The sequence below is a fragment of the Pseudoalteromonas undina genome (assembly GCF_000238275.3).
In the GTDB taxonomy this organism is placed as follows: domain Bacteria; phylum Pseudomonadota; class Gammaproteobacteria; order Enterobacterales; family Alteromonadaceae; genus Pseudoalteromonas; species Pseudoalteromonas undina.
The window spans coordinates 391602-405565 of the sequence record NZ_AHCF03000004.1 but is presented as its reverse complement, the minus strand read 5'-3'; the positions used below and the strand labels follow the sequence as shown (position 1 = coordinate 405565).

The 13964-nt window shown below is 42.9% G+C and carries 10 protein-coding genes; 3 read left to right on the top strand and 7 right to left on the bottom strand.

What is annotated here, in order from left to right:
• Nucleotides 1-104 precede the first annotated feature (104 nt).
• Nucleotides 105-962 (top strand): alpha/beta fold hydrolase, encoded by an 858-nt coding sequence (locus PUND_RS16740; protein WP_010389199.1) that lies wholly within the window; start codon nt 105-107, stop codon nt 960-962.
• A 2-nt stretch (nt 963-964) separates the two neighbouring features.
• A complete protein-coding gene (locus tag PUND_RS16735; RefSeq protein ID WP_010389200.1) occupies nt 965-2548 on the top strand; it encodes a carboxylesterase/lipase family protein in 1584 nt (527 codons plus the stop codon).
• Nucleotides 2549-2616: 68 nt separating this feature from the next.
• Here PUND_RS16735 and PUND_RS16730 read toward each other — a convergent pair whose 3' ends face one another.
• The 6 genes from PUND_RS16730 to PUND_RS16705 form a co-directional block, all read right to left on the bottom strand.
• Nucleotides 2617-4587 carry a family 43 glycosylhydrolase gene (locus tag PUND_RS16730; RefSeq protein WP_010389201.1) on the bottom strand — a complete coding sequence of 657 codons (1971 nt, stop codon included), beginning with the start codon at nt 4585-4587 and terminating at the stop codon, nt 2617-2619.
• 147 nt (nt 4588-4734) lie between these two features.
• Entirely contained in the window at nt 4735-5946 is a 1212-nt protein-coding gene (locus PUND_RS16725; protein ID WP_010389202.1) for an aldose epimerase family protein, read from the bottom strand.
• Nucleotides 5947-6018: 72 nt separating this feature from the next.
• Entirely contained in the window at nt 6019-6609 is a 591-nt protein-coding gene (locus PUND_RS16720) for an HAD family hydrolase (RefSeq protein ID WP_010389203.1), read from the bottom strand.
• 88 nt (nt 6610-6697) lie between these two features.
• Nucleotides 6698-8197, bottom strand: coding sequence for an L-arabinose isomerase (gene araA / locus PUND_RS16715; protein WP_010389204.1), 1500 nt, complete (start codon nt 8195-8197; stop codon nt 6698-6700).
• A 22-nt stretch (nt 8198-8219) separates the two neighbouring features.
• Nucleotides 8220-8921 (bottom strand): L-ribulose-5-phosphate 4-epimerase, encoded by a 702-nt coding sequence (locus tag PUND_RS16710; RefSeq protein WP_010389205.1) that lies wholly within the window; start codon nt 8919-8921, stop codon nt 8220-8222.
• Nucleotides 8918-10570, bottom strand: coding sequence for a ribulokinase (locus tag PUND_RS16705; RefSeq protein ID WP_010389208.1), 1653 nt, complete (start codon nt 10568-10570; stop codon nt 8918-8920). Before PUND_RS16705 ends, PUND_RS16710 begins: the two co-directional genes overlap by 4 nt.
• Nucleotides 10571-10807: 237 nt before the next feature.
• Between PUND_RS16705 and tal the strand changes: the two genes are divergently transcribed.
• Entirely contained in the window at nt 10808-11761 is a 954-nt protein-coding gene (gene tal / locus PUND_RS16700) for a transaldolase (protein ID WP_010389210.1), read from the top strand.
• 118 nt (nt 11762-11879) lie between these two features.
• Here tal and tkt read toward each other — a convergent pair whose 3' ends face one another.
• Entirely contained in the window at nt 11880-13883 is a 2004-nt protein-coding gene (gene tkt, locus PUND_RS16695; RefSeq protein ID WP_010389211.1) for a transketolase, read from the bottom strand.
• Nucleotides 13884-13964: the final 81 nt, after the last annotated feature.

Here is a 13964-nt window from a genome sequence, read left to right as displayed (position 1 = left end):
AAAAGCCAGACGAGAGTCTGGCTTTTTTTTAACTTTTTATTTTCAACTTACACAACATCATATACAGTGGCATTTATAATACAATATTAACTAAGGAAGGGGCTATGCAACGTCTTTTCATCACCTTACTATGCTTGATACCCTCACTTGGCTTTGCTAAAACAGCCGACTTTAAAGTGATAGACGAAGGTGGCAGTGGCCCATTTAGCGCCATTGCAGCCACTGAAACCTCGTTAGGTAACTATGTTATATACCGCCCGAACGAGTTAAATCAGTCAATAAAACCACCCGTTGTAGTATTTGCGAACGGCGGCTGCATGGATACATCATATCCCTTTGAGCATATGCTCTCAGACATTGCCTCGCATGGTTACTTAGTGATTGCATTAGGAAAAATGCAAAACAGCCTTGATGACAGGCCCTTAAATAAAGCCAGTAATAGCATGATCCCTCACGCGATTGATTGGATCACAGCGCAATCTGCAAATCCGCTGAGTGAATTTTACCAAAGCGCAAACCTTAAGAAAATCGCTATTGCAGGCCAATCGTGTGGCGGCGCGCAACTACTTGCCACTGCAGCAGATGAAAGAGTCAGCAGTTATTTAATGTTTAATTCAGGTATTGGTGATATGACCATGGCAAGCGCCGATGTTGACTCACTAAAGAATTTACATGCCCCTGTTATATACCTTGTTGGTGGGCCAACCGATATTGCCACAGAAAATGCCAAGCTTGATTATCAGCGTATAAATCATGTGCCAATTGTGTTTGCTAATCATAAAACCGCGGGGCATTCAGGAACGTTTGAACAGCCGTTTGGTGGTTCGTTCTCAAAGTTAGCTATCAAATGGTTGGATTGGCAATTAAAAGATAAGCAAACCAATGCAACGCTATTTTTGCAGGGTAATACAGCTGACTTTATTAATTGGGATATAAAAGCAAAGCAATTTGAAAAGGAATGATTATGAACACCTCAACACTTAAGCGGCTTTTATATGCTGCATTTTTAACTGCAACAACGGCCTGTGTAAACGCTGAGCCGCTCACCCAAGTCACTGTGGCACAAGGTAAACTTCAGGGCACCGCCCAGCAAAACCTGGCGGTTTTTAAAGGCGTGCCGTTTGCTAAACCACCCGTTGGTGAATTACGTTGGAAAGCCCCGCAACCGGCTGAAAAATGGCAAGGTGTACTTAAAGCACAAGAATATGCCCCAGCACCAATACAGGCAGGCAATCCGGTATCTGGAGTCAGTGAAGATAGCTTATATTTAAATATTTGGACACCCGCACAATCCGATAATGAAAAGCTCCCTGTATTAGTTTGGATTTACGGGGGAGGCTTTAGTTTTGGCAGTTCATCCGATCCTATTTTTGATGGTGTGGCGCTTGCGAATAAAGGCGTTATCGTAGTGTCTATCGCCTATCGTGTCGGTCAATTAGGTTTTTTAGCCCATCCGGAACTTAATAAAGAAAGCCCAGCAGGTGTCTCTGGAAATTATGGTTTGCTCGATCAAATAGCCGCCTTAAAGTGGCTTAAAAACAATATCAGCCATTTTGGTGGTGATGCTAACAATGTCACTATTGCGGGTGAATCCGCGGGCGGTATATCAGTGAGTATGCTTGCAGCGTCACCGTTAGCAAGTGGTCTATTTAACAAAGTTATTTCGCAAAGTGGCGGTTCATTTGGCCCTACTCGCATTAAAAACTACCCTGGTGAAAACATGTCGACCTTAGAGCGGGCTCAAGCAGAAGGTTTCGACTATGTAAAACAGTTTGGCACAACCTCAATTGCACAGCTACGAAAAATGAGCGCAGACACCTTTATACCAAAAGGTTGGTCACTGCCTGGTGGCTGGCCTATCGTTGACGGTTATGTGATCAAAGGCGACCAATATAAACTCTATCAACAAGGCAAGTTTAATGATGTCCCAGCCTTAGTTGGCTATAATTCCGATGAAGGCGTCAGCTTTGTGTGGGACCCTGATGTTAATAATTTTGTTGATGGAGTAAAAACCCGTTTTGGTCAATTTGCACCGAGCTTACTTGAAGCTTACCCTGTTGCAAAAAACAGCATTCCTCGCAGTGCTCGAAATCTAGTTCGCGATGCAGCATTTGGTTGGCATACATGGAGTTGGGCTAAGTTACAAAGTCAGTATGGTAAAGCCCCTGCATACTTTTATTACTTCGACCATCACCCAAAGCGTGAAAAAGGCGCCAAAAATGAAGATCATGGTGCTGGCCATGGCCATGAAATTGCCTACATGTTTAAAAATCTAAATAAATCAGATCCGAATGTAACCAAAAACGATTTAAAAATGTCACAAACAATGGCCACCTATTGGACTAATTTTGCCAAAAATGGCAATCCAAATGACAATACCTTGCCCCATTGGCCCGCTTTTAATAACGAAAAGCCAAGCACTATGTATTTTCAACAGCAAGCGAAAGTTGGCCCTGTACCAGACAAACAAGCCTTAGAAACACTTGATGAGTATTTTAAATGGCGCCGGACACCAGCTGGTGAAAAATGGGCTAATAAAATTCACTAATTTGCAGCAAACCAAATAAAAGCCACTAACAAAGTAGTGGCTTGGTAAGAGTCGAACATGTTTAGTGACTAGTTAGGTTCACGAAGGTGGAAAATCTGACACTTGTTTCCTAAATCAGGTTGTTGTGCAAAATTAGTTTTATCTGCAAGACCACAATCACTTAAACCCAGCGCTTGTTTTGTATAACGGTTGATCAACATCACCCCGCCACCTGCAACAGGAGCAATGCGCCATTGGGCTGTTTTAGTTTCGCACGAGGCCATTTCAACATTAGCGCCAGGTACCAAGGCATTGTTTGCCACAGCAGCGCAGTAATCGCTATCAAGGTCTTGTTTTATAGCAACGTAACCAGTATCTGTTGGTGCAAAAAACCACTGCTGGGCATCGCTATGAGTAAACGCTTGTTGCTCAACATTAGTGCCTGCTTTAACAGTACCAGCAACACTCAACGCTTTACCGCTTTGTTGGCTCATTACTGCCACGCTGCCAACTAGCTGTAATTGCCAGTCACCACATGCCGTGTCTTTGCCTTGCTGTAACACTGCTTGATTTTGTGCGCCTGAACACCCTGCTACGGCTAATGATTTTTCAGTGTAGCGATTCGTAATGGTGACATTTCCATCAGTGCTTGGGGAGACTTTCCATTGCTGACAGAAGTTATTACGCCACGCTGCAGATTGTGTTTTCGCATTATCAGCATCGCTACAATTAGCCAACTCTAAAAACTTGCTGTCTTCGCGATTTGCTAAACGGACAAAGCCATCTGTAGTGGCATCAATCACCCACTGACCATTGGTTGCAGCACATTGACGTTGCACAGCACGCGCATCTTGAGGATCGGCTGCAATGTCTAAACACAAACCGCTAGTTGCATTTACTAGGTTATAACGCTGACCTTGCACACGAGTAACCAGTGGTCCGTATTCGCCTGATGGCGGAGCTACTTCAACACCCGGTGTTACAGGTTTTGCAAAGTTTGGCGTGCCATCATCATTCCAAGTAAATTTTTGCGCACGTAAAGAACGTGTGGCACTACAACCATGTTCTACTGAGTCATTGCCGTGGTATACCAACCAATCTTCGCTGCCATCTGGAGAAGTGAAAAAGCCATTATGACCTGGCCCAAATACTTCATCTGTGCGTTCAAACACTGGTTGCTCAAACTTCTTCCAGCTGTTTGCATCTAGCGGATCATCACCCACCAGTTCTAACATACCTAACTTATAATCTGGCGTGTTACAAAAGCTTGCTGAGTAAGTCATAAAAGTACGACCGTTATGCTGCAAAATTTCAGCACCTTCAGTTACCTTACGTCCGCTGATCTCCCAGTCAAGTTCAGGACGTGTGATCACAGTATGTGGCGTGCCTTTTTTCAGCGTCCACGGGTTTTCCATTTCAGCAATAATGTTTAACTGTTGATCGCCCTGCCACTGGGAATAAATAACATACAGCTTATCTTTGTAGCTTAAATAGTTACCATCGATATTCCATACGTCAGGCATGAGCGCGCCTTTGTACTCATACGGACCCATTGGGTCGTCACCAGCACTTTCTAATACATTAAGGTGTTGGTTATCTAATGTGCCATCAGTCCCTGCTGTATACATCATGTACCAACGGTAGTCATCAGGGCCTTTAACACGATGAAATTCAAACGCCCAAAAGTTACAACAACGCGCAGGATCTGTCGCTGACCATACATTTACTGGGGTTGCATCGGCAAGTCCTGCTAAAGTAGGTGATTTACGCATCACCAATTCAGATGTCCATGTCGTCGTCGTTAGGTAATAGTTACCATCCCAGTACTCAAGCCATGGATCGGCACCATTAGGAAATAATGGATTAGTAAACACGCCATCATCTTGCGTAGGTGCTTTTGCGTTCGCGATTGGTGCTGCATCTTGTGTTTGTTGTGTGTCTGCGCGGGTTGTAGATTCACAACCACTAAGTGAGCTTAAAGACAAAGCGAATAAACCTACAAGGCCTGTTGCTTTAGCAGTACGCTTTAATTTAGTGCGCAAGTGATGTTGTGCATTCATTGTTGTTATCACCCTTGATTTTTATTATCCATCCATATTGAGCGATGGTTTGATTCGAAAGCTTTGCTTTTTTAGATTTCTGTTGTTGCCCGTAGCATAGAGTTCGTCAGTGTAAAAACGGCACTCTACGCTTATCGAGCAAGATTATTACTTAGTACCAAACTCATACACGATACGAGTTGAGTAAACCTCACCTGGGAGCAATGTCGTGCTTGGGAATCTTGGCTGATTAGGCGCGTCTGGAAAGTGCTGTGGCTCTAAACAAAAACCACTTCTTAATTTATGTACTAAACCTGAAGCTTGTTTACTGCTGCCATCTAAAAAGTTGCCCGAGTAAAACTGTACCGCTGGCTCTTCGGTATATACAGTCAATGTACGCCCTGAGCTTGGTTCATACACATTAGCGGCTTCAATCAAATCATGATTAGGTTTGTTTTTAAGTACAAAGTTATGGTCATAACCTTTACCAAGCTTTAGCTGCTCATCATCAATATTAATGTCTTTGCCAATCGCTTTTGAATTTCTGAAATCAAACGGCGTGCTAGCCACTTGCATCAACTCACCTGTTGGGATCAAACCGCTATCCACAGGGGTAATTGCATTTGAGTTGATTTGCATTTGATGATCGAGAATATCGCCCTTACCCGCCAAGTTAAAATAGCTGTGCTGGGTCATATTGATGATGGTTGGCTTATCTGTTTTTGCCACAAATTGCATATTTAGGGTATTTTTATTGGTCAGCGTATAAGTTACTTGCGTGGTCAAGGTACCTGGATAACCTTGATCGCCATCAGGACTTATAAGCTTAAGTGTTACACCCGCACTGTTTTCTGTACTAAATGGCGCCATAGTCCAGACTTTTTTATCAAAACCTTGCACGCCACCGTGCAAGTGATTATCGCCATCATTAGTGGCTAATTGATAGTCGGTACCGTTAAGGCTAAATTTACCATTGGCAATACGATTACCAAATCGACCAATGATTGCACCAAAGTAAGTGGTTGAATTCGTATAATCTTCCAGATTATCCATACCTAAAACAATGTTACCCATGTTGCCATTGCTGTCTGGCGTTTCGATGCGCGTTATGATGCCACCATAATTGATCACATCAACGCTCACGCCATTACTATTGGTTAAAGTTACTTGGTTGATCGGAGTTTGATCTGCCAGCTTGCCGTAAGCACGCAGTAATGCAGAAGGTGAATTGGTCATATTGTCTCCTTGGTGAGCACACGCGGGGGTTAAGGCTATTGATAAAGACACTGCCACTGCAAAGATACCGCGAGATAATTTTTTAATCGATGTTGACGACTGATGAACCGCTGTTAGGCGCTGAGTTACACATTGCAATGACATACCAATAACCTTTTTATAATTGTATTTATACTTTTATAATACAATTTGACAGGTAATTGCAAATTTATTCGCCTAAGTTTTTAGTTGTATTTTGCCGTCTTTGACTAAAATACAATCCATACCCGCCGCAGTCGCTGCTTGATAACCTATTTGCGTGTCTTCAAACACTACACAATTTTGTGGTTGAATACCTATTTGCTTTGCTACTGTTAAGAAAGTTTCAGGATGAGGTTTACCGTGGCGAACATCACAGGCGGTGACTAAAGTTTTAATCTTATCAATTAACCCTGTATGGGTTAAGTGGTCAACAGCATGCGCACGATCCGCACCAGTACCTACCCCAATTGGCATTTTGCCATGGTAATAGTTTAATACATCGACTGTTTCAGTTATGATTTCTGGTTTGCTGTCTAAACCTAGCCAAAACTGATGTTTTTGCTCTGCAACGGCATCTGCGTCATGACTAAGTCCAAATTTTTCATTAAGAATATCAACTGTGGCAAGTGTTGGTACGCCACCTAAGCCATACATATAATCATAATCAAACGGATAATCAAACGCATAGCAGGTTAGCTCCCATGCTTTTAAATGAGAGCCCATCGAATCGATAAGTGTGCCATCCATATCAAAAATAATACCTTGGTATTTTGTGAGATCGAGCATCTGTACTCCAAATTCTGAGAAAACAAAAGCCAACTTTACTATAAAGTTGGCTTATTTAGTTAACTTAGATCACTGCCGTTATAAGTGATTAAAGCCCACGTTTTAACATGTAATACGCTGCATTGTGGCGTAGTTCTGTTTTGAAACCACGGATACTGGTATCAGCATCAATAATCATGGTTTCAACACCTGCCATTTCAGCAAAATCAACGATCATATCGGTGGTAACAGCTTGGCTGTACGCAGTATGGTGTGCACCACCTGCATGGATCCACGCAGCAGACGCTACTGATAGGTTAGGTTTTGGCTCCCACAATGCTGATGCAACCGGTAAATGCGGTAATTCAGCCGGTGGGGTTACCGTGTCTACTTCGTTAATTAATATACGAAAACGATTACCCATATCAATTGGCGAAACGTTAATTGCCTCACCTGCTTTAGCAGTAAACAATAAACGACCCACATCACATTTCACCCCAATGGTATGAGTGTGAACTTCAAGGCGTGGTTTTTGCGCAGCAATTGATGGACACACTTCTAACATGTGAGCACCTAATACTTGGTCAGTATCGCCCATGTTATAGGTGTAGTCTTCCATGAATGAACAACCGCCTTCACGGCCTTCACCCATTACTTTCATGATGCGTACCATGGCAGCTGTTTTCCAGTCGCCCTCGCCGCCATAGCCAAAGCCTTTCGCCATTAAGCGCTGCGTTGCAAGTCCTGGTAAACCTGATAAACCTGATAAATCTTCAAAACAGTTAGTGAATGCTTTAAAGCCACCTTTTTCTAAAAAGCGCTCCATACCAAGCTCTAAACGTGCTTCATTGCGTAGCATCGATACTTTGTAATCATCTTGCAGCGTTTCATCGCTAATCACATAGTCAGTTTTGTATACTTCAAGCTGCGCATCTACTTCGGCATCCGTTACGGTATCAACAACTTTAACGAGCTCCGCTACGCCAAAGGCATGTACTTCATAACCAAAGGTGATTTGTGCTGAAACTTTGTTACCTTCAGTAACCGCAACTTGACGCATATTATCGCCAAAACGTGCCACTTTAAGTGTTTGGCTCTCAGCCCACCCTTTAGCTGCGCGACACCAATCATCAATTTGCTTTTGTACGTCAGCACGTTGCCAGTGGCCAGCAACCACTTTGCGCTCTTTGCGCATTACAGTACCAATGAAACCAAATTCACGGTCACCGTGGGCACTTTGATGGGTATTCATATAGTTCATATCAATATCAGCCCACGGTAGCGCGGCATTGAATTGCGTATGAAGGTGTAACCATGGTTTACGTAACTCGTTTAATCCAGCAATCCACATTTTCGCGGGTGAGAACGTATGCATCCATAATACTAGACCTACACAATTAGGATCGGTGTTTGCTGCTTGGCACACCGCATGAATTTCTTCAGGCGTTTTCACCGTTGGCTTACACACTAAGTTAACCGGTAAATTAGCTTCGCTATTTAAACCTGCAACAATTGCAGCGCTATTATCTGCAACGGTGTTTAACACTTTTGGGCCATATAAATGTTGTGACCCAGTTACAAACCAAACTTCTTTGATTGACGACGGCATATATAAATTCCTCTTGTACTGGTTAGCCACGGTTACTTTGGCCGTAGTAGGCATCTTTACCGTGTTTTCTTAAATAATGTTTATCCATCACAGACTTTTTAAGTGCACCTGCATGTTGATCAAGCGTGCGAGTTAGGTAAGCCATGCGAGCAATTTCTTCTAGCAGCGCCGCGTGATAAACAGATTGCGCTGCATCTTTACCCCACGTAAACGGTGCGTGCCCTGCCACAATCACCATAGGTGCTGCTTTTGGGTCACGGTCTTTATAAGCATCGGTAATTTGAATACCAGTCTCAAGCTCATAATCACCATTTACTTGCGTATCAGTAAGCTCACGCGTACAGGTAATATCACCGTGCACATAATCAGCATGTGTCGTACCAAAGCACGGAATGCTTTGTTTTGCTTGTGCCCATGCTGTTGCGTAGGTTGAATGAGTATGGGTAACGCCACCAATCTCATTAAAATGACGATACAGATGGATATGGGTTTTGGTGTCTGAAGATGGCCGCATACTGCCCTCAACAATGTTGTTTTCTAAATCAACAATCACCATGTCTTCCGCTTTCATTTGGTCATACGACACACCGCTTGGTTTAATCGCAATGACACCTTTGTCGCGGTCAATTTGCGACACATTACCAAAGGTATAAATTACTAAACCACGACGTTGTAATTCCATATTGGCTTCAAATACTTCACGCTTTAACTCTGTGTAGCTCATGATTTTGCTCCATCAACATACTGTGCCAGCGCTTGATAATTAGCGTATAGCTCATCATAAACAGCAACACGCTCTGGATTTGGTAGGTATTGATGACACACAGCAGACGCCATCACTTGCTGTGCATCAGCAACCGTTGCATATTCACCGGCAGCCACTGCGGCCATAATGGCAGCGCCAAGCGCACAACTTTGCTCACTTTCAAGTACGTCAATTTGGCAGTTCCATACATCCGCACAGGTTTGCATTACGTAATCTGATTTTTTCGAAATACCGCCAATTACCACCACTGATTCAATTGGCACGCCTTCATTTTGAAAACGTTCAGTAATAGCACGAGCACCAAAAGCCGTCGCCTCAACTAATGCTTTAAAGAACTGCGGCGCATCAGTGCCCATTTTCATGCCCGTTATGGCCATTGCTACGCTTTGGTCTGCATCAGGTGTGCGACGGCCGTTGACCCAGTCAAGTGCTGTTACATCGGTATTTTTAACCGGTAATGCACTGGCAGCTTTTGATAAATCAACTAAAATTGAGTCTTCAATTTTATTTATCAAGTTTTGTTCAACGTCGTTTAAATTTGTTAATTGGCGAGTCGGCCATAGCATCAGATTTTTAAACCATGCATATAAATCGCCAAACGCAGATTGCCCCGCTTCAAGGCCAATCATGTCTGGAATAACTGAACCATCAACCTGACCACAAATACCTTTAACGCACGTATCGCCTAGTTGCTGTTTTGAAGTAACAGTAATGTCACAGGTTGAAGTGCCCATTACTTTAGTTAAAACACCTGGACGCACATTGGCAGCCACTGCCCCCATATGACAGTCAAAAGCACCGTAACCTACAACTACATTCTGTGATAAACCAAGTTTATCAGCCCATTGCGCTGTTAATTTACCAGCGACTTGGTCACTCGGTTGAGTTGTGGCATTAAGCGTATCAACCACACCATCTAATAATGGGTCAATATTGCTGAAGAAACTATTTGGTGGGAAACCACCCCATTGCTCATTCCACATTTGTTTATGGCCCGTAGCACAACGTCCCAGCGTTAATACTTCTGGGTGAGTGGTGCCACACATTAATGCAGTCATCCAGTCACAATGCTCTACCCACGAGTAAGTTGCCGCTTTTACAGCCGCATCATCTCTAAAAATATGTAGTGCTTTTGCCCAGTACCATTCTGATGAATAGATACCGCCCATATGTGAAAGATAATTAACCTCGTTATTGGTCGCGGCTTTGGTGATCTCATTCGCCTCTTTAATCGACGTATGGTCTTTCCAAAGAATGAACATCGCATTAGGGTTTTCAGCAAATTCTTCTGTCAGCGCTAAAGGCGTACCTTGGTTATTAATAGCCACCGGGGTTGATCCCGTGGTATCAAAACTCATACCTATTACTTTATCCGCAGTTCCCGCAGGTACTTGTTGCCATAGTCCATTGACGACCTCAATCAAGCTGTCGATGTAGTCTTGTGGATGCTGACGAAATTGGTCTTTACTTGGGTCGCAATATAAACCTTGCGCCCAACGCGGATAATTCACTAAATGGCTAGCCAGCTCTTTACCTGTAATTACATCAACAAGCAGTGCTCTTACTGAATCAGAGCCATAATCTAAGCCCAATGTATAACGAGACATAAATACCTTTCACTAATTGGATACTAACAATGTTAGTCATTACTGTTATTTGTATGATAATATCAATAATGACGGGTTGTAAAGGTATTATAAAAATATTATTAACAGATTAATTCTGAAATAGTCGTGACACCTGTGCCCTTTAAACTAATGTTTTGCACTAAAAAAGGGCTTAAACCATGTTGTAAGCAATGCTAAAAGCCATTAATTTATTTTGTATGATAAAATAGGATGCCTATGTCTAGCCAATTAGAACAATTAAAAACCATGACCACTGTGGTTGCTGATACCGGTGATTTTGAAGCGATCGACCAATATAAGCCGCAAGATGCCACAACAAATCCATCGTTATTACTCAATGCGATTAAAATTGAAAAATACCGTCCACTGGCTGTTGAAGCCGTTGCTTGGGCTAAGCAACAAACCAATGACAATGCACAAGTGATCAGTAAAGCCGCCGATAAGTTATCAGTATTGATTGGTGCAAACCTAATGGCGCAAGTCCCAGGTTTAGTATCTACTGAAGTCGATGCGCGCTTATCATTTGATACTCAAGCAACGATTAATAAAGCGCTTGAGCTCGTTGCACTTTATAAAGAGCAAGATATTGATACATCACGGGTGTTGATCAAAATAGCGTCAACATGGGAAGGTATTCAAGCGGCAAAAGTACTTGAGCAACAAGGTATTCGTTGTAACTTAACGCTGGTATTCGCGTTTGCCCAAGCCCGTGTCTGTGCTGAGGTAGGTGCTTATTTAATTTCGCCATTTGTAGGGCGTATTTTGGATTGGTATAAAGCTACTAATACTGATACTGATTTTAGCGGTGCTAACGATCCAGGCGTGCAATCAGTGACTCATATTTATGACTTTTTCAAAAAGCATGATTATAAAACCATCGTTATGGGCGCAAGTTTCAGAAACATCAACGAAATTCAGTTGCTAGCAGGCTGTGATAGATTAACCATCAGCCCAGGGCTATTATCAGAACTGGCAGCAACAGATGCACCTTTAGCGCGTCAACTTGCTCCTACCACTGAAACAGTTGCTGCCCCAGAGCCTATGACCGAACAAGCGTTCCGCTGGGAAATGAACCAAGATGCAATGGCAACAAATAAACTAAGCCAAGGCATTCGTCAGTTTGCAATTGACCAAGAAAAACTAGAAGCAATCTTAGCTGAGCTAGTCTAAATCATTAACTAAATTGGGCTCTTGATGATCAATCATTATCGAGAGCTCGAATTAAAGATATAAAAAAGCCCGCTGATTTAATTAAATCAGCGGGCTTTTTATCAGGTAAAACTTTAACCTAGATGTCGTTTAATAACGCATTTGCCTTAGCAACTAAGTTCTCTACGGTAAAACCAAAATGCTCCAGCAATACAGCACCCGGTGCTGACTCACCAAAAGTAGTCATACCTAATACATCACCATCTTGGCCAACGTATTTATACCAAAAATCACTGTGTGCAGCTTCGACGGCAATTTTAGCCACACCTGCAGGTAATACACTTTGGCGGTATGCTTTATCTTGTAAATCAAACTGATTGGTTGATGGCATAGAAACAACACGCACTTGTTTGCCTTGAGCTGTTAGCTCAGCTGCCGCATTAACCGCTAATTCAACTTCAGAGCCTGTTGCCATTAAAATTAGCTCTGGTGTTTGCTCACACTCAACGAGGGTGTAACCCCCTTTTGCTACATTGTCTAACTGCGCTTTATCACGCGGCATAGCTTTGGTGCCTTGGCGACTAAAGATCAACGCGCTTGGGCCAGCTTCTTTTATTAGAGCTTGACGCCACGCAACAGCTGTTTCAACCTCATCACATGGGCGCCACGTCGTCATATTAGGTGTCATACGCAGGTTGGCAATTTGTTCAATCGGCTGATGAGTTGGGCCATCTTCACCTTGACCAATAGAATCATGAGTGTAGACAAAAATGCTTTGCGCTTTCATTAATGCAGACATACGCACAGCATTACGTGCATATTCCATAAACATTAAGAATGTAGCACCAAATGGGATAAAGCCACCATGTAATGCAATACCATTCATAATGGCGCTCATGCCAAACTCACGCACCCCATAAAATACATAGTTACCCGCGTCGTCTTCTTGTAAGCCCTTTGCATCAGGCCATAAAGTTAAGTTTGAGCCAGCTAAGTCAGCAGAGCCGCCCATTAATTCAGGTAATTGCTGGGCAAAAAAGGTAATCGCATTTTGTGATGATTTACGCGTTGCAATGTTTTGCATTTCATCTTGGCACTTAGTAATGTATTGATCAGCAAGTTCAGCAAAATTATTCGGTAATGATTTAGCCATCACACGACGGTTAAACTCGTTACTTAATTCAGGGTGCGCTTTGCTGTATGCGGCAAAGGTTTGTTGCCAGGCACTTTCTAAGTCTTGGCCTTTAGTTTGAGTATTCCACTCATTATATACATCTTGTGGAATTTCAAACGCTGGATGTGGCCAATTTAGTTGCTCACGAACCGCTGCAATTTCATCATTACCCAGTGGTGAACCGTGACAATCATGACTGCCTGATTTATTGGGTGAACCAAAACCAATCACTGTTTTACAACAGATAAGCGTTGGTTGCTCAGGGTTCGCTTGTGCCGCTTCAATAGCACTGGCAATCGCAGCCATGTCGTGACCATCAACGCCACTAATAACCTGCCAACCGTATGATTCAAAACGCTTTGGCGTATCGTCAGTAAACCAACCTTCTACTTCGCCATCAATTGAGATGCCATTGTCATCCCAAAAAGCGATCAGTTTGCCTAACTTTAAAGTACCCGCTAATGAACCAGCTTCATGAGAGATACCTTCCATCAAACAACCATCGCCTAAAAAGCAATAAGTAAAGTGATCAACGATATCAAAATGTGGTTTGTTAAATTGTGCCGCTAAAGTTTTTTCAGCAATCGCCATACCTACCGCATTAGCAATACCGGCACCTAGTGGTCCAGTTGTTGTTTCGACCCCTGGAGTATAACCGTACTCTGGGTGACCAGGTGTTTTAGAATGTAATTGGCGAAACTGTTTAATATCTTCAATACTGACGTCATAACCGCTTAGGTGCAATAGCGCATATTGCAGCATTGAGCCATGGCCATTTGACAATACAAAACGATCGCGGTTAACCCAGCTAGGGTTTGATGGATTGTGACGGTGAAATTTTTGCCAAAGCACAGCGGCAATATCGGCCATTCCCATTGGCGCACCTGGGTGACCAGAGTTAGCTTTTTGAACAGCATCGACAGCAAGCATACGGATTGCATTTGCAGATTGAGAACTAGGCAGAGTCATCTGTAATTATTTCCTGTTAATATTATATTATAATTAATATCTCAGAATGTAATATAAATAGCAATCGAAAATACCTTACTG